General features: G+C 61.2%; 20 protein-coding genes and 1 pseudogene. 18 read left to right on the top strand and 3 right to left on the bottom strand.

Annotated features, from left to right (window positions below):
- Positions 1 to 85: 85 nt before the first annotated feature.
- The 7 genes from hslV to HU806_RS25785 all read left to right on the top strand — a co-directional run bounded on the left by hslV (position 86) and on the right by HU806_RS25785 (position 7,858).
- Positions 86 to 616, top strand: a complete 531-nt coding sequence (hslV, locus tag HU806_RS25815) for an ATP-dependent protease subunit HslV (protein ID WP_003186641.1) — start codon at positions 86 to 88, stop codon at positions 614 to 616.
- Between the two features lie 41 nt (positions 617 to 657).
- The gene (gene hslU / locus HU806_RS25810) at positions 658 to 1,995 is read left to right on the top strand and encodes an ATP-dependent protease ATPase subunit HslU (RefSeq protein WP_186615681.1); all 1,338 of its coding nucleotides are present in this window, start codon (positions 658 to 660) and stop codon (positions 1,993 to 1,995) included.
- Between the two features lie 95 nt (positions 1,996 to 2,090).
- A complete protein-coding gene (locus tag HU806_RS25805) occupies positions 2,091 to 2,468 on the top strand; it encodes a gamma-butyrobetaine hydroxylase family protein (RefSeq protein WP_186615679.1) in 378 nt (125 codons plus the stop codon).
- Between the two features lie 278 nt (positions 2,469 to 2,746).
- Entirely contained in the window at positions 2,747 to 4,426 is a 1,680-nt protein-coding gene (gene phaC / locus HU806_RS25800) for a class II poly(R)-hydroxyalkanoic acid synthase (protein ID WP_186615677.1), read from the top strand.
- A gap of 99 nt (positions 4,427 to 4,525) precedes the next feature.
- The gene (gene phaZ / locus HU806_RS25795; protein ID WP_186615675.1) at positions 4,526 to 5,383 is read left to right on the top strand and encodes a poly(3-hydroxyalkanoate) depolymerase; all 858 of its coding nucleotides are present in this window, start codon (positions 4,526 to 4,528) and stop codon (positions 5,381 to 5,383) included.
- Between the two features lie 111 nt (positions 5,384 to 5,494).
- Positions 5,495 to 7,177: a class II poly(R)-hydroxyalkanoic acid synthase gene (phaC, locus tag HU806_RS25790; RefSeq protein WP_186615673.1), complete on the top strand. Its 1,683-nt coding sequence runs from the start codon at positions 5,495 to 5,497 to the stop codon at positions 7,175 to 7,177.
- A gap of 60 nt (positions 7,178 to 7,237) precedes the next feature.
- On the top strand, positions 7,238 to 7,858 hold the full coding sequence (locus HU806_RS25785) for a TetR/AcrR family transcriptional regulator (protein WP_186615671.1): 621 nt from the start codon (positions 7,238 to 7,240) through the stop codon (positions 7,856 to 7,858).
- Positions 7,859 to 7,981: 123 nt separating this feature from the next.
- Here HU806_RS25785 and HU806_RS25780 read toward each other — a convergent pair whose 3' ends face one another.
- From HU806_RS25780 to HU806_RS25770, 3 genes are all read right to left on the bottom strand, one after another.
- Positions 7,982 to 8,845, bottom strand: a complete 864-nt coding sequence (locus HU806_RS25780; RefSeq protein WP_186615669.1) for a phasin family protein — start codon at positions 8,843 to 8,845, stop codon at positions 7,982 to 7,984.
- Positions 8,846 to 8,855: 10 nt separating this feature from the next.
- Positions 8,856 to 9,278 (bottom strand): phasin family protein, encoded by a 423-nt coding sequence (locus tag HU806_RS25775; RefSeq protein ID WP_186615667.1) that lies wholly within the window; start codon positions 9,276 to 9,278, stop codon positions 8,856 to 8,858.
- Between the two features lie 201 nt (positions 9,279 to 9,479).
- Positions 9,480 to 9,755: a polyhydroxyalkanoic acid system family protein gene (locus tag HU806_RS25770; protein ID WP_186615665.1), complete on the bottom strand. Its 276-nt coding sequence runs from the start codon at positions 9,753 to 9,755 to the stop codon at positions 9,480 to 9,482.
- Between the two features lie 154 nt (positions 9,756 to 9,909).
- Between HU806_RS25770 and ubiE the strand changes: the two genes are divergently transcribed.
- The 11 genes and pseudogenes from ubiE to HU806_RS25715 all read left to right on the top strand — a co-directional run bounded on the left by ubiE (position 9,910) and on the right by HU806_RS25715 (position 20,049).
- Positions 9,910 to 10,680, top strand: coding sequence for a bifunctional demethylmenaquinone methyltransferase/2-methoxy-6-polyprenyl-1,4-benzoquinol methylase UbiE (gene ubiE, locus HU806_RS25765; RefSeq protein ID WP_186615663.1), 771 nt, complete (start codon positions 9,910 to 9,912; stop codon positions 10,678 to 10,680).
- A pseudogene (locus tag HU806_RS25760) lies at positions 10,680 to 11,304 on the top strand (ubiquinone biosynthesis accessory factor UbiJ). Before ubiE ends, HU806_RS25760 begins: the two are co-directional and overlap by 1 nt.
- A complete protein-coding gene (gene ubiB, locus HU806_RS25755) occupies positions 11,301 to 12,905 on the top strand; it encodes a ubiquinone biosynthesis regulatory protein kinase UbiB (RefSeq protein ID WP_186615659.1) in 1,605 nt (534 codons plus the stop codon). The pseudogene HU806_RS25760 and the gene ubiB overlap by 4 nt, the downstream one beginning before the upstream one ends.
- A 132-nt stretch (positions 12,906 to 13,037) precedes the next feature.
- Positions 13,038 to 13,436: a phosphoribosyl-AMP cyclohydrolase gene (gene hisI, locus HU806_RS25750; RefSeq protein ID WP_003186669.1), complete on the top strand. Its 399-nt coding sequence runs from the start codon at positions 13,038 to 13,040 to the stop codon at positions 13,434 to 13,436.
- The gene (locus tag HU806_RS25745) at positions 13,429 to 13,761 is read left to right on the top strand and encodes a phosphoribosyl-ATP diphosphatase (protein WP_003186671.1); all 333 of its coding nucleotides are present in this window, start codon (positions 13,429 to 13,431) and stop codon (positions 13,759 to 13,761) included. The genes hisI and HU806_RS25745 overlap by 8 nt, the downstream gene beginning before the upstream one ends.
- 22 nt (positions 13,762 to 13,783) lie before the next feature.
- The gene (locus HU806_RS25740) at positions 13,784 to 14,068 is read left to right on the top strand and encodes a twin-arginine translocase TatA/TatE family subunit (protein ID WP_186615657.1); all 285 of its coding nucleotides are present in this window, start codon (positions 13,784 to 13,786) and stop codon (positions 14,066 to 14,068) included.
- A gap of 10 nt (positions 14,069 to 14,078) precedes the next feature.
- The gene (gene tatB / locus HU806_RS25735; RefSeq protein WP_186615655.1) at positions 14,079 to 14,492 is read left to right on the top strand and encodes a Sec-independent protein translocase protein TatB; all 414 of its coding nucleotides are present in this window, start codon (positions 14,079 to 14,081) and stop codon (positions 14,490 to 14,492) included.
- Positions 14,489 to 15,286 carry a twin-arginine translocase subunit TatC gene (gene tatC, locus HU806_RS25730; protein ID WP_186615653.1) on the top strand — a complete coding sequence of 266 codons (798 nt, stop codon included), beginning with the start codon at positions 14,489 to 14,491 and terminating at the stop codon, positions 15,284 to 15,286. The genes tatB and tatC overlap by 4 nt, the downstream gene beginning before the upstream one ends.
- Entirely contained in the window at positions 15,283 to 15,990 is a 708-nt protein-coding gene (locus tag HU806_RS25725) for a 16S rRNA (uracil(1498)-N(3))-methyltransferase (protein WP_186615651.1), read from the top strand. Before tatC ends, HU806_RS25725 begins: the two co-directional genes overlap by 4 nt.
- Before the next feature lie 116 nt (positions 15,991 to 16,106).
- On the top strand, positions 16,107 to 18,011 hold the full coding sequence (locus tag HU806_RS25720; RefSeq protein ID WP_186615649.1) for a methyl-accepting chemotaxis protein: 1,905 nt from the start codon (positions 16,107 to 16,109) through the stop codon (positions 18,009 to 18,011).
- Between the two features lie 121 nt (positions 18,012 to 18,132).
- The gene (locus HU806_RS25715) at positions 18,133 to 20,049 is read left to right on the top strand and encodes a methyl-accepting chemotaxis protein (RefSeq protein ID WP_186615647.1); all 1,917 of its coding nucleotides are present in this window, start codon (positions 18,133 to 18,135) and stop codon (positions 20,047 to 20,049) included.
- Positions 20,050 to 20,289 lie beyond the last annotated feature (240 nt).

The following is a 20,289-nucleotide window of genomic DNA, read 5'->3' as shown; positions in this document are numbered from 1 at the left end:
CCCGCCCCAGAGTTGAAAAACCCCACGCCACCCCCATATGAGTTTCATCCGGGCATTTTCGCCCCGCTGCGTGGAGACTCTTCCCTTGACCACCATCGTTTCAGTCCGCCGTCACGGCAAAGTCGTCATGGGCGGCGACGGCCAGGTTTCATTGGGCAACACCGTGATGAAAGGCAACGCGAAGAAAGTCCGCCGCCTGTACCACGGCCAGGTCATCGCCGGTTTCGCCGGGGCCACCGCCGACGCCTTCACCTTGTTCGAACGTTTCGAAGGTCAACTTGAGAAACACCAGGGCCATCTGGTCCGCGCCGCCGTCGAGCTGGCCAAGGAATGGCGCACCGACCGCTCCCTGAGCCGCCTCGAAGCCATGCTCGCGGTCGCCAACAAAGACGCCTCGCTGATCATCACCGGAAACGGTGACGTGGTTGAGCCCGAAGACGGCCTGATCGCCATGGGTTCCGGCGGCGCCTACGCCCAGGCCGCCGCCAGCGCGCTGTTGAAAAAGACCGACCTGTCGGCCCGCGAAATCGTCGAGACTGCCTTGGGCATTGCCGGCGACATCTGCGTGTTCACCAACCACACCCAAACCATTGAGGAGCAGGACCTCGCGGAATAAGCCCGTCCAGGCCCGAATTCCTGCTTGAGGACCCCAATATTATGTCCATGACTCCCCGTGAAATCGTCCACGAACTCAATCGCCACATCATCGGCCAGGACGATGCCAAGCGCGCCGTCGCCATCGCCCTGCGCAACCGTTGGCGCCGGATGCAGCTACCCGAAGAGCTGCGCGTCGAAGTGACCCCCAAGAACATCCTGATGATCGGCCCGACCGGCGTCGGTAAAACCGAGATCGCCCGTCGCCTGGCCAAGCTCGCCAATGCGCCGTTCATCAAGGTCGAAGCCACCAAGTTCACCGAAGTGGGCTACGTCGGGCGCGACGTCGAGTCGATCATTCGTGACTTGGCCGATGCCGCCATCAAGTTGCTGCGCGAGCAGGAAATCACCAAGGTCCGCCATCGCGCCGAAGATGCCGCCGAAGAGCGCATCCTCGACGCACTGCTGCCGCCGGCGCGCATGGGCTTCAACGCCGACTCCGCCGCAACCCAGGATTCCAACACCCGCCAGCTGTTCCGCAAGCGCCTGCGCGAAGGCCAGCTGGACGACAAGGAAATCGAGATCGAAGTGGCCGAGATGGCTGGCGTCGACATTTCCGCGCCGCCGGGCATGGAAGAAATGACCAACCAGTTGCAGAGCTTGTTTGCCAACATGGGCAAGGGCAAGAAGAAGAGCCGCAAGCTCAAGGTCAAGGAAGCGCTGAAGCTGGTGCGTGACGAAGAGGCGGGTCGCCTGGTCAACGAAGAAGAATTGAAGGCCAAGGCGCTGGAAGCGGTGGAGCAGCACGGCATCGTATTCATCGACGAAATCGACAAGGTCGCCAAGCGCGGCAATGTCGGGGGCGCCGACGTGTCCCGTGAAGGTGTGCAACGCGACCTGCTGCCGCTGATCGAAGGCTGCACGGTCAACACCAAGCTGGGCATGGTCAAGACCGACCACATCCTGTTCATCGCCTCCGGTGCGTTCCACCTGAGCAAGCCGAGCGACCTGGTGCCCGAGCTGCAAGGTCGTTTGCCGATCCGTGTCGAACTCAAGGCGCTGTCGCCGGAAGACTTCGAGCGCATCCTCAGCGAACCCCACGCGTCGCTGACCGAGCAGTATTGCGCGCTGCTGAAGACCGAAGGCCTGAACATCGAGTTCGCGCCCGAGGGCATCAAGCGCTTGGCGCAGATCGCCTGGCAGGTCAACGAGAAGACCGAGAACATCGGTGCCCGTCGCCTGCACACGCTGCTTGAGCGCCTGCTCGAGGAAGTCTCGTTCAGTGCCGGCGACCTGGCTAGCGCCCACAATGAAGCGCCGATCATCATCGACGCCGAATACGTCAACAGCCACCTGGGCGAACTGGCTGAGAACGAAGACCTGTCGCGGTATATTCTTTAAAGCTGCAAGCTTCTAGCTGCAAGCTGCAAGCTGCAAGCTGCAAGCGGGTCACCTCCAGCTTGTAGCTTGTAGCTTGTAGCTTGTAAGCTGCTTCCATGACCAAATTCCCCACCGCCATCAACCTGCACAAAGCCTCCAAGACCCTGACGCTGAAATACGCGCCGGACGAGGAGTACCACTTGCCCGCGGAATTCCTGCGGGTGCATTCGCCTTCCGCCGAGGTCCAGGGCCACGGCAAACCGATCTTGCAATACGGCAAGCTCGGCGTCGGCCTGACCAAGGTTGAGCCGGCCGGTCAATACGCACTGAAATTGACCTTCGACGACGGCCACGACAGCGGACTGTTCACGTGGGACTACCTGTACCAATTGGCGCTGCGCCAAGAGGACCTGTGGAACGATTATCTCGCCGAGCTCAAGGCCGCCGGAAAAACCCGTGACCCGAACGAATCCGTGGTCAAGCTGATGCTCTAGCTCAAGGGCTGGCGCTTTAGGGCGAATTTTCTAGACTCATCTGCTTGAATGCCCGCGCGGCAGCGTCAATGACTGGCCTGCTTGCGAAAAAAATTAAACTCGGGTAACCAATGGAGCTGGCAAGTTCCCTGCAAAGGAACCGGCGAGTTCCTGGCACACGTTTCCTCATTGCCCTCGATGCGGAATTAATGGTCACCCCGAGCAGCGTACCTGGTATTGGCCTTGCGGCTTCACGGCACGATCCCGGTACTCGTCTGAAGGACAATGGAGCGTCGTAGATGAGCAACAAGAACAACGATGAGTTGAAGTACCAAGCCTCGGAAAATACCCTGGGCTTGAATCCCGTCGTCGGCTTGCGCAGGAAAGACCTGCTGGCCTCTGCCCGGATGGTGCTGACCCAGACCATCAAACAACCGCTGCACAGCGTCAAGCACGTTGCCCATTTCGGCGCTGAGCTCAGGAAAGTCCTGTTTGGCAAATCCGAGTTGCAGCCCGCCGGTGACGATCGTCGCTTCAACGACCCGGCGTGGAGCCAGAACCCCCTCTACAGACGTTACTTGCAAACTTATCTGGCGTGGCGCAAGGAGCTGCACGACTGGATCGACGACAGCAGCCTCTCGCCCCAAGACATCAGTCGAGGGCACTTCGTCATCAACCTGATGACCGAAGCCATGGCCCCGACCAATTCGGCGGCCAACCCGGCGGCGGTCAAGCGCTTCTTCGAAACCGGTGGCAAGAGCCTGCTCGATGGTTTGTCCCACTTGGCCAAGGACCTGGTGCACAACGGCGGCATGCCAAGCCAGGTCGACATGGGCGCGTTCGAAGTCGGCAAGAGCCTGGGCGTGACGGAAGGCGCCGTGGTCTTTCGCAATGACGTGCTGGAGCTGATCCAGTATCGCCCCATCACCGAGCAGGTCCACGAACGACCGCTGTTGGTGGTCCCGCCGCAGATCAACAAGTTCTATGTCTTCGACCTGAGCCCGGACAAGAGCCTGGCGCGCTTCTGCCTGCGCAGCAACGTGCAGACCTTCATCATCAGTTGGCGCAACCCCACCAAGGCGCAGCGCGAGTGGGGCCTGTCGACCTACATCGAGGCGCTCAAGGAAGCGGTGGATGTGGTCACGGCCATCACCGGCAGCAAGGACGTCAACATGCTGGGCGCCTGCTCAGGCGGCATCACCTGCACCGCGCTGCTTGGCCACTACGCCGCGCTGGGCGAGAAAAAGGTCAATGCCCTGACCTTGCTGGTAAGCGTGCTGGACACCACCCTGGACACCGACGTGGCGCTGTTCGTCGACGAGCAGACCCTGGAAGCCGCCAAGCGCCACTCGTATCAGGCCGGCGTGCTCGAAGGTCGCGACATGGCCAAGGTCTTTGCCTGGATGCGCCCCAACGACTTGATCTGGAACTACTGGGTCAACAATTACCTGCTGGGCAACGAGCCGCCGGTGTTCGACATCCTGTTCTGGAACAACGACACCACCAGGCTTCCGGCGGCGTTCCACGGTGACCTCATCGAGATGTTCAAGAACAACCCGCTGATCCGCGCCAACGCACTGGAAGTGTGCGGCACGCCAATCGACCTCAAGCAGGTCACTGCGGACATCTTTTCCCTGGCCGGTACCAACGACCACATCACCCCATGGAAGTCCTGCTACAAGTCGGCGCAACTGTTCGGCGGCAAGGTTGAATTCGTGCTGTCGAGCAGCGGTCATATCCAGAGCATCCTCAACCCGCCGGGCAACCCCAAGTCGCGCTACATGACCAGCGAAGACATGCCCGCCAAGGCCGAGGACTGGATGGAAAATTCCACCAAGCACACCGACTCCTGGTGGTTGCACTGGCAGGCGTGGCAAGCCGAACGCTCGGGCAAGCTGAAAAAAGCACCGACCGTATTGGGCAACAAGACTTATGTGGCGGGTGAAGCGGCGCCCGGTACGTATGTACATGAAAGATAGCTGCAAGTTGCGAGCTTCAAGCGCCAAGCTGTCCTCGTGCAGCTTGAAGCTTGTAGCTTGAAGCTGCTTTTTCTGCTTTTCTACTCCAGGACTTGAAGCATGCCGCAACCGTACATCTTCCGTACCGTCGATCTGGATGGCCAGACCTTGCGCACCGCGGTACGTCCCGGCAAGCCTCACTTGACGCCACTGCTGATCTTCAACGGCATCGGCGCCAACCTGGAGCTGGTGTTCCCGTTCATCGAGGCCCTGGACCCGGACCTGGAAGTGATTGCCTTCGATGTGCCTGGGGTCGGCGGCTCGTCGACACCGAACCGGCCCTATCGCTTCCCTGGCTTGGCCAAACTCACCGCGCGGATGCTCGACTATCTGGACTATGGACAGGTCAATGTGATCGGCGTGTCCTGGGGCGGCGCCTTGGCCCAGCAGTTCGCCCATGATTATCCGGAACGCTGCAAGAAGTTGGTGCTCGCCGCTACGGCCGCCGGCGCAGTGATGGTGCCGGGCAAGCCGAAGGTGCTGTGGATGATGGCCAGTCCGCGGCGCTACGTTCAGCCTTCCCATGTGATGCGGATCGCCCCGTTGATCTACGGCGGCTCGTTTCGCCGCGATCCGAGCCTGGCGGCCCGTCACGCCGCCAAGGTTCGGTCGGCGGGCAAACTCGGTTATTACTGGCAGCTGTTTGCAGGCCTGGGCTGGACCAGCATCCACTGGCTGCACAAGATCCATCAGCCAACCCTGATCCTGGCCGGGGATGACGACCCGCTGATCCCATTGATCAACATGCGCATGCTGGCCTGGCGCATACCAAACTCGCAGTTGCACATCATCGATGACGGCCATCTGTTCCTGATCACCCGGGCCGAGGCCGTGGCACCGATCATCATGAAGTTTCTGGAGGAAGAACGTCAGCGCGCGGTCATGCATCCGCATCCCGCGCCGCTGAGTGGCGGCTGACACCGCCGAGAGCGCCTGGCAGGACGCCGGATCATGCAGCCATCCGAAACAGCGACTATGTTGTCTGGTTCGGTGCGTTTGTTTTTAGCCTGATGACGAAGGAGTTGACTCATGCGCGACAAACCGGCGAAGGGTTCCATGCCCGCCCCTGCCAGTTTCATCAATGCACAAAGCGCGGTCACCGGCCTGCGCGGCAGGGATCTGCTTGCCACCTTGCGCAACGTCGCCGCCCATGGCTTGCGCAACCCGGTGCACAGTGCCCGGCATGCATTGCGGCTGGGCGGTCAACTGGGGCGCGTGCTGCTGGGCGAAACGCTGCACCCCACCAACCCCAACGACAAGCGCTTCGCCGATCCCACCTGGCAGCACAACCCGTTCTATCGGCGCAGCCTCCAGGCGTACCTGAGCTGGCAGAAACAGGTCAGGAGCTGGATCGACGAAAGCGACATGAGCCCGGATGATCGCGCCCGTGCCCACTTTACTTTCTCGCTGCTCAACGATGCCGTATCGCCCTCCAATACCTTGCTCAACCCCGTGGCGATCAAGGAACTGTTCAACTCTGGTGGCACCAGCCTGATTCGCGGCATCAGCCACTTGGTGGATGACCTGCTGCACAACGACGGACTGCCCCGACAGGTCACGCCCCAGGCCTTCGAAGTCGGCAAGACCCTCGCCACTACTCCCGGCGCGGTGGTGTTTCGCAACGAACTGCTGGAGCTGATCCAGTACAAGCCAATGAGCGAAAAGCAATACGCCAGGCCATTGCTGATCGTGCCGCCGCAGATCAACAAGTTCTACATTTTCGACCTGAGTCCTTCCAACAGCTTCGTCCAATACGCCCTGAAAAACGGCTTGCAGGTGTTCATCATCAGCTGGCGCAATCCCGACGTGCGCCACCGCGAGTGGGGCTTGTCCAGTTACGTCGAGGCCACGGAGGAGGCGATGAATGCCTGCCGGGAGATCACCGGCGCGCGCGAGGTCAACCTGATGGGCGCCTGCGCCGGAGGCATGACCATCGCCGCCTTGCAAGGTCACCTGCAAGCCAAGCGCCAACTGCGCCGGGTCGCCAGCGCCAGCTACCTGGTGAGCTTGCTGGACAGCGAGATCGAAAGCCCGGCCACGCTGTTCATCGACGAACAGACCCTTGAGGCTGCCAAGCGGCGCTCTTACCAGAAAGGCATTCTCGATGGTCGCGACATGGCCCGGGTGTTCGCCTGGATGCGCCCCAACGACCTGATCTGGACTTATTTCGTTAACAACTACCTGCTGGGCAAGGAGCCGCCGGCCTTCGATATCCTCTACTGGAACAACGACTGCACCCGACTTCCAGCCGCGTATCACGGCGACCTGCTGGATTTTTTCAAGCACAACCCGCTGACCCATCCCAACGGCCTGGAAGTCTGCGGCACGCCTATAGACTTGCAGAAAGTCACGGTGGACAGCTTCAGCGTGGCCGGCATCAACGACCACATCACCCCTTGGGACGCCGTGTATCGCTCGACGCTGTTGCTGGGCGGCGAACGGCGCTTCGTGCTGTCCAACAGCGGCCACGTCCAAAGCATTCTCAACCCGCCCGGCAACCCCAAGGCGAACTACATCGAAAATCCGAAACTGAGCAGTGACCCTCGGGCCTGGTATTACGACGCCAAGCACATCGATGGTAGCTGGTGGCCCCAATGGCTGGGCTGGATCCAGGAACGCTCCGGGGCCCAGCGCGAAACGCAGATGGCCTTGGGCAACGCGAAATACCCACCTCTGGAAGCGGCGCCCGGAACCTATGTGCGCGTGCGCTGAGCGCCTCACTCCACGGTCGCGCTCCCGACCGTGGCACGACTTCATCACTAAGAAGACCGGATGAAAACCCGCGACCGCATCCTTGAATGTGCCCTGCAGTTATTCAACGAAAAGGGCGAACCGAACGTCTCCACCATGGAAGTTGCCAATGAGATGGGTATCAGCCCCGGCAACCTCTATTACCACTTCCATGGAAAGGAACCACTGATACTGGGGCTCTTCGAGCGATTCCAGGCCGAGCTCGCGCCGCTGCTGGACCCACCGGCCGATGCGCAACTGGCGCCGGAGGATTACTGGCTGTTCCTGCATCTGATCGTCGAGCGCCTGGCTCAATACCGGTTTCTGTTCCAGGACCTGTCGAACCTGGCGGGGCGCCTGCCGAAACTGGCCAAGGGGATTCGCCAGTTGCTCAACGCGCTGAAGCGGACCCTGGCCTCATTGCTGGCGCAACTCAAGGCCCAGGGGTTTCTGGTCAGCGATACACAGGCACTGGGGCAACTGGTGGAGCAGATCACCATGACCTTGCTGTTTTCGCTGGACTATCAACGGATCCTGGATCGCGAAGGCGAAGTTCGCCTGGTGGTCTACCAGGTCATGATGCTGGTGGCGCCGCACCTGCCGCCTGCGGTCAAGGTCGCGACCGAACAGATGGCGCTGCGGTATCTGGAAGAGCACGAATAACGCCTGTGACGCTCCGCGCCCAAACAGCGGAACGCAGAGCGTCCCTGGAGGCATTCCCACGCGGGAGCGTGGGAACGAGCGCCCGGCCTACATAAGCCGGGCGTTTTTGCTTGCCCTGGAAAATCAGGACTGACTGGTAGGCGTCGACGGAGCCGGCGCTGGAGTCGGGGTGGCCACCGGAGTCGGAGCCGAAGCGGAGTTCGCTGTGCTCGTCGGGGTTGCCGCTTTGGCGGTCGCGGTCGGCGCCTTCGGTGCGGCTGCTTTTGGCGCAGTCGCTTTTTTTACCGCTGGCTTTTTCGCCGCGGCGGGTTTGGCGGCCGGTTTCGCAGCGACTTTTGCCGCAGGTTTGGCCGCAGCCGGTTTAGCTGCTGCAGTTTTAGCCGCTGGTTTGGCAGCGGGCTTGGCTGCTGCTTTTGCCGCGACGGGTTTGGCCGCCGCCTTGGCTGCTGGCTTGGCCGCAGGTTTGGCGGCGGTTTTTGCCGCTGCCTTGACCAGTGGCTTGGCTGGCGTCTTCGCCGCGGGCTTGGCCGCCGCCGTCTTGCTTGCAGTAGCCTTGGTCGCGACAGGCGTGACCTTGGCCCCGGTCAGTTTTTCGATCTGCTTGGTCAGGGTGTCGACCTTGCTGTGCAGTTCCTTGACTTCATTGCGGCTCGGCACGCCCAAGCGGGAAATCGCACTGTTAAGGCGCTTGTCGAAGGCACCCTCCAGCTCATCCCATTTACCCAGGGCTCGGTCCTTCACCCCGCCGATTCTTGATTTTGCCGACTCGGCGGAGACCGTAGCCGCATCGACCTGTTTGCCGACCGCCGTCTTGGTGAGTTTTTCGGCCTTCTCGCCGTCCTTAACCAGGGACTCGAAGAGTTTGCTGCCGTCAGTGTCGATCTTCGAGTACACGCCTAAACCAGCAAGCCAGATTTTGCGGGAGTACTTTTCAATCTTCCCGGCCCACGAGCTGCCTTCTTTTTCGGTGATTTTCTTGCCAGCCATCCCGTTCTCCTTAATGTTTACGCGCGACACGTTCGAGCAATGCCGTCAGCTCATCGAGCTTAGCAGAGAGTGTCTCAACGTCATGTTTAGACGGAATGCCGATACGATTCAAGGCACTTGCAACACGCGCGTCGAACACCTTCTCGACTTTGTCGAGTTGGACTTCAACCCTGGCCTTGAAAGTGTTGACGTCGGTCTTGGCTTCAATCAGTTCGCTGTTGGCAGCTTGAAGTTTTCCGGCGATGTTCTTTTTGCCTTTGGTTTCAATAACTTCGCCAGCCTTGACCAACTCTTGGAAGTACTCGCTGCCTTCCTGGCCCACCTTGATATAGGCGCCCAGGCCAGCCAGCCAGATCTTGCGCGCGTACGTTTTCACGTCGCTCAGCGTGGAAGATTCAATGTCGGTTTTTTTCTTCAAAATAACTTTGGCCATGGTGCACCTCACTCGAAGACAGGTGGGAGGAACTGCCCGTACAGGGTCGGACTCAGGCACAAAGTAGTGAGAATAATTAGAAAGGGCACCCTAACAAAACGGATAGACCCAAGGGAAATGACGCCTTGGTGGAGGCAGGCTCGCTTCCACCGAGGATAGTCAGGCAATTGAATTCCATATCCCAGTTCGCCATGGGTTAAATCAAGCCAACGCCTTATCCAGCGCCTTTTCGATTTCCGTCTTGATCGTGCCGCTCATGGCAGACATCAACATGCCCAGTTCCACATCGACGCGGATCGAATCTTCGCCTACATGCACTTCGCCTTTGACCCCGGAGCGCTTGAGCTTCAGCGTGTCGCCCTCCCACCGGGGCTCCAGGCCATAGCTGTCGGAAAGTTTCTGCGCCAACTTGTCAGCCTTTTCGCGGGCCGCTTCCTTGCCCAGGGCATGGGCACGCTCAACAGTAATACGGGCCATCTGATAACTCCTGCTTGATCGAGACTTGCCTGAACGTTCGGACCCTGCCTGCGTCAAAACGTCCTGGCCGTGGTTCATCTTACCTGCAGCCTTGCCAAGACAAAGCACTCCACCGGGATTAGAATGTCCCGCATTCTTTTTTGGTGACAGCGATATGACTGATCAGCGCAAAGGCAGCGATGCCGAACCCACCACTCACTTCGGCTTCAAGAACGTGCCGGAAAGCCAGAAGGCGGAAAAAGTCGCTGAGGTTTTCCACTCGGTAGCCGCCAAGTATGACCTGATGAACGACCTGCTCTCAGGCGGCATGCATCGCCTGTGGAAGCGCTTCGCGATCGAACTGTCCGGCGTGCGCACCGGCAATCGTGTATTGGACATCGCTGGCGGCACGGGTGACCTGACTAAAAAATTCTCCCACATCGTTGGCCCGACCGGCCATGTGGTGCTCGCTGACATCAACGAATCCATGCTCAAGGTGGGTCGCGACCGCTTGCTGGACCTGGGTGTGGCTGGCAACGTCGAGTTCGTCCAGGCCGATGCCGAGAAGCTGCCGTTCCCGGACAACCACTTCGACTGCGTCACCATTGCCTTTGGCCTGCGTAACGTCACCCATAAGGAAGACGCGCTACGCTCCATGCTGCGCGTACTCAAACCCGGTGGCCGGCTGCTGGTGCTGGAATTCTCCAAGCCGACCAACGCGCTGATGTCCAAGGCCTACGACGCCTACTCGTTCGCCTTCATGCCGCTGATGGGCAAACTGATCACCAACGACGCGGAAAGCTATCGCTACCTGGCCGAATCGATCCGCATGCATCCAGACCAGGAAACGCTGAAGTCGATGATGGTCGAAGCCGGTTTCGACCGGGTGACCTACCACAACATGACTTCAGGGATCGTCGCCCTGCACCGCGGTATCAAGCCCTGATGCTGCTCACCGGCCTGCTCGCCGGCGTCGAACTCGGCATCAACCGGGTCCTGCGCCTGGACAGCACGGCGCCGATGCGCCTGGCGCACTTGAGTGGCAAGGTGATTGCCGTCGATTGTCGCAGCCCGGCGCTCAAGCTGTTTATCCTGCCCGGCGACGAGGGCCTGATGCTCGCCTCCCATTGGGAAGCGCAGGCGCACTGCACGCTCCGAGCCCCGGCGTCGAGCCTGCTGGAGCTGGCGCTGAGCCAGAACAAGACCGCGGTGCTGCATGGCCCCGATGTCGAACTCGACGGCGACAGCGGTGTGCTGCTGGAGCTGGCTGCGATTCTCCAGGACCTTGAGCTGGACTGGGAATACGAGGTGTCCCGCTGGATCGGTCCGGTGGCCACCCAGTTGCTCAGCGGTCATCTGCGCAGCCGCAGCCGCTGGTACCGCCAGGGCTTCGCCAGCCTGGGACAGAATCTGAGTGAATACCTGGCCGAAGAATCGCGTACCCTCGTGGGCCAACGCGAGGCCCAGGCCCGTTTTGATGAACTGGACCAGGTCAAGCTTGACCTGGAACGTCTCGAGGCGCGTTTCGAGCGCCTTTCCCGATCCCTTGAAACCAAGCGATAACGCATGAAGCTGCTTGCCGTCCGCCGTCTGTTGCGCATCCAGCGCGTCGTGATCCGCTACCGCCTCGATGACCTGCTGTTCGCCTTGCCGTTGCCCTGGTTTCTCCTGGCGCTGCGCTTCGTGTTGCCGTGGCGCTGGTTCCCACGCCGAACCCTGGAGTTGAGTCGCGGCGCACGCCTGCGCCTGGCCTTGCAGGACCTGGGACCGATCTTCATCAAGTTCGGACAGATTCTCTCGACCCGTCGCGACCTGCTGCCCGAAGACATTGCCGACGAACTGATGCTGCTGCAAGACCGCGTGCCGCCGTTCGATTCCAAGCTGTCGGTGGCGCTGATCGAAGAGCAACTGGGCAAGAAGATCAGCGAAGTCTTCAGCCGTTTCGATGTCGAGCCCCTGGCCTCGGCGTCGGTCGCCCAGGTTCACGCCGCGCAGCTCAAGACGGGTGAGGAAGTGGTGGTCAAGGTAATTCGACCGGGCCTCAAGCCGATCATCGCCCAGGACCTCGCCTGGCTGTTCATCCTCGCGCGCGCCGCCGAGCGGCTGTCGGCCGATGCGCGCCTGCTGCACCCGGTGGACGTGGTCCAGGACTACGAAAAAACCATCTTCGACGAACTCGACCTGCTGCGCGAAGCCGCCAACGCCAGCCAGTTGCGCCGTAATTTCGAAGGCTCGCCGCTGCTTTACGTCCCGCAAGTCTATTGGGACTGGTGCCGGCCGAAAGTGTTGGTGATGGAGCGCATCTACGGCATCCAGGTCACCGATCTCGCGACCCTGGCCGACCAGCGCACCGACATGAAGCTGCTCGCCGAACGCGGCGTGGAGATTTTCTTCACCCAGGTGTTCCGCGATAGTTTCTTCCACGCCGACATGCACCCGGGCAACATCTTCGTCAGCACCGTGCAGCCGTGGAGTCCGCAATACATCGCCATCGACTGCGGCATCGTCGGCAGCCTCACCCCCGAGGACCAGGATTACCTGGCGCGCAATCTGTTCGCCTTCTTCAAGCGTGACTACCGCCGCGTTGCGCAGTTGCACATCGATTCTGGCTGGGTGCCGGCCGAGACCAAACTCAACGAGTTCGAAGCGGCGATCCGCACCGTGTGCGAACCGATCTTCGAAAAACCGTTAAAAGATATTTCCTTCGGCCAGGTCCTGATGCGCCTGTTCCAGACCGCGCGCCGCTTCAATATGGAAGTTCAGCCGCAACTGGTGCTGTTGCAAAAAACCCTGCTGAACATCGAAGGCCTCGGCCGCCAGCTCTACCCAGACCTGGATCTCTGGAACACCGCACAGCCGTTCCTCGAGCGCTGGATGCGCGAGCGGATGAGCCCGAAGACCTTGCTGGGCAACGTGCAGAGCCAGTTCGAACAACTCCCGCACCTGGCCAACATGACCCGCGACCTGCTCGAGCGCATGTCCCAACCCCACGCCCACGATCCTGCTCCGCCGTGGAAACGCCGTCGGGACGACTGGTTCCTGCGCCTGCTCGGCGCGGCCCACCTGGGTGGTGGCGCGGTGCTCGCGGCCGGCGGCCCACTGAGCGAACTGGGTCATTGGCCCGCCGGTATCATGGTGGCCGTGGGTTTGTATCTGGTCGTTCGACGATAGCCGGATTGAGCCGCAAGCGATAAGCTGCAAGCCGCAAGTTCGTGAGTTGTACCTATCTACTTAAGCACCACACAGAATCGCTTTTACTTGCAGCTTGAAGCTTAAAGCTTGCCGCTGCCGTCAGGACCAACGATGAAAAACTGGCAGGACGAGATCAAGTGGGACGCTGACGGACTGGTTCCGGCCATCGCCCAGGATCACAAGACCGGGCGCGTGCTGATGATGGCCTGGATGAATCGCGAAGCGCTGGCACTGACCGCCGCCGAGAACCGTGCCATCTATTGGTCACGCTCGCGTGGCAAACTGTGGCGCAAAGGCGAGGAGTCCGGGCACGTACAACACTTGCACGAGATGCGCCTGGATTGCGACGGCGACGTCATCATCCTGATGGTCGAACAGGTTGGCGAAATCGCCTGCCACACCGGCCGGCAGAGCTGCTTCTATCGCGTCTTCGAGAACGGCGACTGGAAAACCGTCGACCCGGTGCTCAAGGACCCGCATGCCATCTATTCAGGACATTCCCATGAGTGACACCCTGACCCGCCTGGCCCAGGTGCTGGAAGAGCGCAAAGGCGCCGCGGCCGACAGCTCCTATGTCGCCAGCCTGTACCACAAGGGCTTGAACAAGATTCTGGAAAAGGTCGGCGAAGAATCGGTCGAGACCATCATCGCCGCCAAGGACGCCGCCATCAGCGGCGATTGCAGCGACGTGATCTACGAGACCGCCGACCTGTGGTTCCACAGTCTGGTCATGCTGGCCCAACTGGGTCAGCACCCGCAGGCTGTACTGGATGAACTGGACCGTCGCTTCGGTCTGTCCGGGCACGTCGAGAAAGCCTCGCGCCCGTCCGCCTGATCATTTTTTGAGGAGTAGCCACATGGGTATCTTTGACTGGAAACACTGGGTCGTCATTCTGGTTGTCGTGGTGCTGGTGTTCGGCACCAAGAAACTGAAAAACCTCGGCACCGATGTCGGCGAGTCGATCAAGGGCTTTCGCAAAGCCATGAACGATGACGAAAAACCGGCCGACACCAGCGCCCAGGCTCAACCGGCACAGCCGGCCCAACCGGTGCACCCGCAGGCCGCCCAGCCTGTGAACGCACCGAATACCATCGACGTGCAGGCCCAGAAAGTCGAAGAGCCAACCCGCAAAGACTCGTGAGCACTGACTAATGTTTGGGATCAGCTTCACTGAACTGCTGCTCGTCGGCCTCGTCGCCCTGCTGGTACTGGGCCCCGAGCGCCTGCCGGGTGCTGCGCGCACCGCCGGTCTCTGGATCGGGCGCCTGAAGCGCAGCTTCAATGCGATCAAACAGGAAGTTGAACGTGAAATCGGTGCCGACGACATTCGTCGGCAACTGCACAACGAACACATCCTCTCGCTGGAGCAGGAAGCGCGGAAGATCTTCACACCGACCCAGCAGGAACCGACGCCGGTCCAGCCCGTCGCCGAGCCGACCATTGCTCCCCAGGCACCGGCTGTCGAAGCTGCGCCAGTGGCCGCTGAACCGGCAAAACCGGTTGAACCGGCGACCACGACGACTGTGACTCCCCACGATCCTACTTTGCCGCCGCGAGCCCCATGAGCGATATCCCTGAAAACGACCAGCCGATGCCGCTGGTATCGCACCTCACCGAGTTGCGCACCCGCCTGCTGCGTTGCGTCGCGGCGGTTTTCGTCATCTTCGCCGGGCTGTTTGCCTTCACCCAGCAGATCTATACCTTCGTCTCCACGCCGCTGCGCGAGTATTTGCCGGTAGGCGCGACGATGATCGCCACCGACGTATCGTCACCATTCCTGACGCCGCTGAAGCTGACGATGATGGTCTCGCTGTTCCTGGCGATCCCGGTGATCCTGCATCAGATCTGGGGGTTCATCGCGCCGGGCCTGTACAAGCATGAGAAACGCATCGCCGTGCCGCTGCTGGTGTCGAGCATCCTGCTGTTCTACACCGGCATGGCCTTCGCCTATTTCTTCGTGTTTCCACTGATCTTCAAGTTCTTCGCCGCCGCCACCCCGGCGGGTGTCGAGATGATGACCGACATCACCAGCTACCTGGATTTCGTCATGACGCTGTTCTTCGCCTTTGGCGTGGCGTTCGAGATTCCCGTGGCCGTGGTGCTGCTGGTGTGGATCGGCGTGGTGGACGTTGCCTACCTGAAGAAGATCCGCCCGTACGTGATCATCGGTTGCTTCGTGGTCGGCATGATCCTGACCCCGCCGGACATCTTCTCCCAGACCTTGCTGGCCATTCCGATGTGGCTGCTGTTCGAGATCGGCATCCTGTTCGGTGGCCTGGTGCGCAAGCGCCGGGAAGAAGAGCCCGAAGACCAGCCCGTGGACGACCACAACGACCAGCCGCCAGCGACCCAAGCGTGAACCTGCTGCTGCTCGAGGAGGCCGATTTCATCGGGCCGGACCGGGTCATCCTGAGCGATCGCCGGTTGACCCACATGCAGGAAGTCCACCGCAGCGCTGTCGGTGACAGCTTGCGGGTCGGGCGCATTGGCGGGCTGATGGGCACCGCACAGGTGTTGCGCCTGGAAGCTCGCGAAGCCGAACTGCAAGTGACGCTCGACCAGCCACCGCCGGCCAAGTTGCCGCTGACACTGGTGCTGGCATTGCCGCGTCCGAAAATGCTCCGGCGGGTGTTCCAGACCGTTGCGACCATGGGCGTGCCGCGGGTGATCCTGGTCAACAGCTATCGCGTGGAAAAGAGTTTCTGGCAAACGCCGTTCCTCGACCCCGAGGCCATCCGCGAGCAACTGATCCTGGGTCTGGAACAAGCCCGGGACAGTGTGCTGCCTGAGGTGGTTATCGAGAAACGCTTCAAGCCCTTCGTCGAGGACCGTCTGCCGGCCATCACCAACGGCACCCTCGGACTGGTCGGCCACCCTGGCAACTACCCGCCCTGCCCACGGGCACTGACGGAACCGGTGACCTTGGCCATTGGTCCGGAGGGCGGCTGGATTCCCTACGAGATCGACCTGCTGGGCAAGGCTGGTTTGCAACCGGTGCAGTTGGGCGAGCGGATCCTGCGGGTCGAGACCGCAGTGACGGCGCTGCTCTCACGCCTGTTCTGATCTCCGTAGCTTGCTACGCTGTTACAAACTTATTTAGCTAATCTCTCCAGTTCCTCCCGAAACGTGTCGATAGAACTACTATAAAAAGCAGTTCCGCCCCTCAAGGGAGTACCGGCATGTTCCGATGGCTAGGTAACGTAGGCGTTAATCGCAAACTCGGCTTCGGTTTTGGCTTGGTACTGCTCTTGACCGTGATGATCGCCTTCACCGGCTGGACCGGCCTGCGCAAGGTGATTGCCCACGGCGACACGCTGGGACTCATCGCCAGCCTGAACGACTTGACCAAGGACCTGCGCTCCGCGCGCATGGATTACGACGCGACCCGCGGCGAGAAAGGTCCAGGTGACCTCAACGATCTGCTCGGTAAATTGGAGCCTGGGCTACAGACTGCCCGCCAATCGATCGAGCAATCGGCCGACGTGGCGCTCATCGACAAGCAACTGGCGGCTATTACCGAGTACAGGGCTGTCGTTGCCGAGTTGGTCCGCGCCACCGTAAGCCGCGAGAATGCGCGCAGCAAACTGGGCGCCAGCGCCGATAACGCCGTGGCCCGAGTCGCCAGCGTTGAAAGCGCCATACGGCAAAGCGAGAACGCGGCTCAACTCGACAGCGTGGTGAGCCTGAGCAAGGCCATCCAGCAAGCCCGCTATCAGGTTCGCGGCTACACCTACAGCGGCCGGGCCGATGCCGAGCAGCCGGCCTTGGATGCCATCGATAACGCGCTGAAAGCGCTCGGCAGCCTGCCGGCCCAACTACCCGCTGAACACGCCGCCAACCTGCAACAGGCCAGCGAGTCGTTCAAGGCCTATCGTGCCGCGGTCAGCCAGTTCCATGAAGCCCAGGCCGCCAGCGCTGCCGCCATCAAGCGCATGTCCGACTTGGGGGTTTTGCTACGCGGGGCCAGTAGGGACATCACGCTGTCCCAAACGGAAGTGCGCGACCACGAGGCCGCCAGAGCCAACCTCTTCCTGATCTCGGCCGCCGCGTTGGCCCTGCTTTTCGGCGTGATCGCCGCCCTGGTGATCACCCGGCAGATCGTCACCCCGCTGGAGCAGACCCTCAAGGTCGCCGAACGCGTGGCGGCAGGCGACCTGACCCACAACCTCAGCTCCGAGCGCCGCGACGAACTGGGCCAACTGCAACGTGCCATGCAGAGCATGACCGTGGGCCTGCGGCACTTGATCGGCAGCATCAGCGACAGCGTCACGCAGATCGCCAGCGCCGCCGAACAGCTTTCCGCCGTCACCGAACAGACCAGCGCCGGAGTCAACAGCCAGAAAGTGGAAACCGACCAGGTCGCCACCGCCATGCACGAAATGACCGCCACGGTGCAGGAAGTGGCGCGTAATGCCGAGCAAGCGAGCGAAGCGACGGTCGCCGCGGACCAGCAGGCTCGCGAAGGCGAAAAGGTGGTTGGCGAAGCCATCGCCCAGATCGAGCGCCTGTCCGACGCGGTGGGCAATTCCACCGAAGCCATGGGCCATCTCAAACGCGAAAGCGACAAGATCGGCAGCGTCCTGGACGTGATCAAGTCCGTGGCCCAGCAAACCAACCTGCTGGCTCTCAACGCGGCCATCGAGGCGGCTCGGGCCGGTGAAGCCGGGCGTGGTTTCGCAGTGGTGGCCGACGAAGTGCGTAGCCTGGCCCAGCGCACCCAGAAATCCACCGAAGAAATCGAGCAACTGGTCCTTGGCCTGCAGACCGGAACCGAACAGGTCGCGTCCAGCCTGGACAACAGTCGCAGCCTGACCGACAGCAGCGTCGAACTGACCCGCCGTGCCGGTAGCTCATTGGAAAACATCACCCGCACCGTCTCGGCGATCCAGTCGATGAACCAACAGATCGCCGCCGCGGCCGAGCAACAGAGCGCCGTGGCCGAAGAGATCAACCGCAGCGTCCTGAATGTTCGCGACGTGTCCGAACAGACAGCCGCTTCCAGTGAAGAAACCGCCGCTTCCAGCGCTGAACTGGCGCGGTTGGGGGTCCATTTGCAAACGCTGGTAGGACGCTTCAAGGTCTGACCAAAAGGGCGGGCATAAAAACACGAAAAAAACCCCACCGTGTCTATTTTCTACAGATCCCGCCCAAGCCGCCGATACAGTCCCCATAAAACCAAAATCAGCGCTCCAAGGGAGTATCAGCATGTTCCGGTGGCTTGCCCAGGGTCTGGGAAACGTAAGCGTTAATCGCAAACTCGGTGCAGGCTTCGGCCTGGTGCTGTTCCTCACCTTGATGATCGCGTTCACCGGTTGGTCCGGCCTGGGCAATGTCATCAGCCGGGGCGACAAGCTGGGGTTCATTGCCAGTCTTAATGACCTGAGCAAGGATCTGAACCTGGCCAGCATCGACTACAACACCACCCGAGGCGAGAAAGGGCCGCAACAGGTCAACGACCTGCTTGGCAAACTCGAAGCCGGGCTGAAAACCGCTCGCGAGTTGATTGAACAGCCAGCCGACGTTGCACTGATCGACCAGCAACTGGCCGCCGTCGCCGAATACAAAAGCGCCTTCGCCCAGATGACCCGCGCTACCGTCAATCGCGAGGACGCCCGCAGCAAGCTGGGCGCCAGCGCCGACAATGCTGTGGCCCGCGTCGCCGACGTTGAGAAAGCGCTGCTGCAAGCCGGCGATGTCAGCCCGTTCAATAGCGTGGTCACACTGAGCAAAGCGGTTCAACAAGCGCGTTATCAGGTTCGTGGCTACACCTATAGCGGCAAGAGCGAAGCCCAGCAACCGGCTATTGAAGCCATCGATAACGTTCTCAAACTGCTCGCACGTCTGCCGGATCAATTGCCTGCGGAACACGCAGCCAATCTGGAGCAGGCCAGCGACTCATTCAATCTCTATCGCGCCGCAGTTGCCCAGTTCCGTGACTCGCAGATCGACAACGCCGCCGCGCAGCAGCGCATGACTGAGCAAGGCCAAGTGCTGATCGATTCCAGCCAGAAGCTGACCGTGTCACAGACGGCCGTGCGCGACCACGACGTCGCCCAAGCCAAGATGCTGCTGATCGTGGCGGCCGTGCTGGCCTTGCTGTTCGGCGTGATCGCCGCCCTGTTCATCACCCGACAAATCGTTGGCCCACTGGGTCAAACCTTGAAGGTTGCCGAGCGCGTGGCCGCCGGCGACCTGACCCACAACCTCACCTCCGAGCGCCGCGACGAACTTGGCCAGCTGCAACGCGCCATGCAAAGCATGACCGTAGGCCTGCGGCAATTGATCGGTGGTATCAGCGAAGGCGTTACCCAGATCGCCAGCGCCGCTGAACAGCTCTCGACGGTGACCGAACAGACCAGCGCCGGGGTCAACAGCCAAAAGATCGAGACCGATCAGGTCGCCACCGCCATGCATGAAATGACCGCCACGGTGCAGGAAGTGGCGCGCAACGCCGAGGAAGCCTCCGAAGCCGCCGTCGCCGCCGACCAACAGGCCCGCGAAGGCGACAAAGTCGTCGGCGAAGCGATCGCCCAGATCGAGCGCCTGGCGCGGGAAGTCGGTAACTCCACCACCGCCATGGGCGATTTGAAGCGCGAAAGCGACAAGATCGGCAGTGTTCTGGACGTGATCAAGTCCGTGGCCCAGCAAACCAACCTGCTGGCCCTCAACGCCGCCATCGAAGCGGCCCGTGCCGGTGAAGCCGGACGGGGCTTCGCCGTGGTGGCCGATGAGGTCCGCAGCCTGGCCCAGCGCACTCAGAAGTCCACCGAAGAAATCGAAGAACTGATCGTCGGCCTGCAGACCGGTACTGAACAGGTCGCGACCATCATGGACAACAGCCGCAGCCTGACCGACAGCAGCGTCGAACTGACCCGCCGTGCCGGTGGGTCGCTGGAGAACATCACCCGTACGGTTTCGGCGATCCAGTCGATGAACCAGCAGATCGCGGCGGCGGCTGAGCAGCAGAGTGCGGTGGCTGAGGAGATCAACCGTAGCGTGCTGAATGTGCGTGATGTGTCGGAGCAGACGGCGTCGTCCAGCGAGGAGACTGCGGCCTCCAGTGCTGAACTGGCGCGGTTGGGGGTTCATTTACAGACGTTGGTGGGGCGGTTTCGGGTTTGATTCGGGTGTTGATGTTGTGTGTATATCCGTTATCTAGGTAATGACTACTTAGGGTTTCGCCCTTACGGCGAGTCACTTTCGAAAAGCCCGGAAGCCGGCCCAGTCGAAAGTAACCAAAGCGCCTCTGCCCCACCACTTGGCACCTCGCTTAGGCTCGGTGTGCCCTCACTCCGGCATTGCTCCGTGGGCCCGCCGCGAAGGCCCATCCATGGGCCAGCGCGGCTATCCCGGCATCCATGC

It is taken from the genome of Pseudomonas sp. SWRI154, from assembly GCF_014268645.1.
Lineage (GTDB): Bacteria > Pseudomonadota > Gammaproteobacteria > Pseudomonadales > Pseudomonadaceae > Aquipseudomonas > Aquipseudomonas marvdashtae.
Note: the sequence above shows the minus strand (reverse complement) of the source record. Positions and strands in the feature narration are given on the sequence as shown.

What these genes read in the sequence shown, in the direction of transcription:
- phaC (WP_186615677.1), top strand. Translation starts at nt 2,747, where the DNA reads ATGAGCAACAAGAACAACGATGAGTTGAAGTACCAAGCCTCGGAAAAT.
- tatB (WP_186615655.1), top strand. Translation starts at nt 14,079, where the DNA reads ATGTTTGGGATCAGCTTCACTGAACTGCTGCTCGTCGGCCTCGTCGCC.
- phaC (WP_186615673.1), top strand. Translation starts at nt 5,495, where the DNA reads ATGCGCGACAAACCGGCGAAGGGTTCCATGCCCGCCCCTGCCAGTTTC.
- ubiB (WP_186615659.1), top strand. Translation starts at nt 11,301, where the DNA reads ATGAAGCTGCTTGCCGTCCGCCGTCTGTTGCGCATCCAGCGCGTCGTG.
- HU806_RS25720 (WP_186615649.1), top strand. Translation starts at nt 16,107, where the DNA reads ATGTTCCGATGGCTAGGTAACGTAGGCGTTAATCGCAAACTCGGCTTC.
- HU806_RS25715 (WP_186615647.1), top strand. Translation starts at nt 18,133, where the DNA reads ATGTTCCGGTGGCTTGCCCAGGGTCTGGGAAACGTAAGCGTTAATCGC.
- phaZ (WP_186615675.1), top strand. Translation starts at nt 4,526, where the DNA reads ATGCCGCAACCGTACATCTTCCGTACCGTCGATCTGGATGGCCAGACC.
- tatC (WP_186615653.1), top strand. Translation starts at nt 14,489, where the DNA reads ATGAGCGATATCCCTGAAAACGACCAGCCGATGCCGCTGGTATCGCAC.
- hisI (WP_003186669.1), top strand. Translation starts at nt 13,038, where the DNA reads ATGAAAAACTGGCAGGACGAGATCAAGTGGGACGCTGACGGACTGGTT.
- HU806_RS25805 (WP_186615679.1), top strand. Translation starts at nt 2,091, where the DNA reads ATGACCAAATTCCCCACCGCCATCAACCTGCACAAAGCCTCCAAGACC.
- HU806_RS25775 (WP_186615667.1), bottom strand. Translation starts at nt 9,278, where the DNA reads ATGGCCAAAGTTATTTTGAAGAAAAAAACCGACATTGAATCTTCCACG.
- HU806_RS25745 (WP_003186671.1), top strand. Translation starts at nt 13,429, where the DNA reads ATGAGTGACACCCTGACCCGCCTGGCCCAGGTGCTGGAAGAGCGCAAA.
- HU806_RS25785 (WP_186615671.1), top strand. Translation starts at nt 7,238, where the DNA reads ATGAAAACCCGCGACCGCATCCTTGAATGTGCCCTGCAGTTATTCAAC.
- hslU (WP_186615681.1), top strand. Translation starts at nt 658, where the DNA reads ATGTCCATGACTCCCCGTGAAATCGTCCACGAACTCAATCGCCACATC.
- HU806_RS25740 (WP_186615657.1), top strand. Translation starts at nt 13,784, where the DNA reads ATGGGTATCTTTGACTGGAAACACTGGGTCGTCATTCTGGTTGTCGTG.
- ubiE (WP_186615663.1), top strand. Translation starts at nt 9,910, where the DNA reads ATGACTGATCAGCGCAAAGGCAGCGATGCCGAACCCACCACTCACTTC.
- HU806_RS25770 (WP_186615665.1), bottom strand. Translation starts at nt 9,755, where the DNA reads ATGGCCCGTATTACTGTTGAGCGTGCCCATGCCCTGGGCAAGGAAGCG.
- HU806_RS25780 (WP_186615669.1), bottom strand. Translation starts at nt 8,845, where the DNA reads ATGGCTGGCAAGAAAATCACCGAAAAAGAAGGCAGCTCGTGGGCCGGG.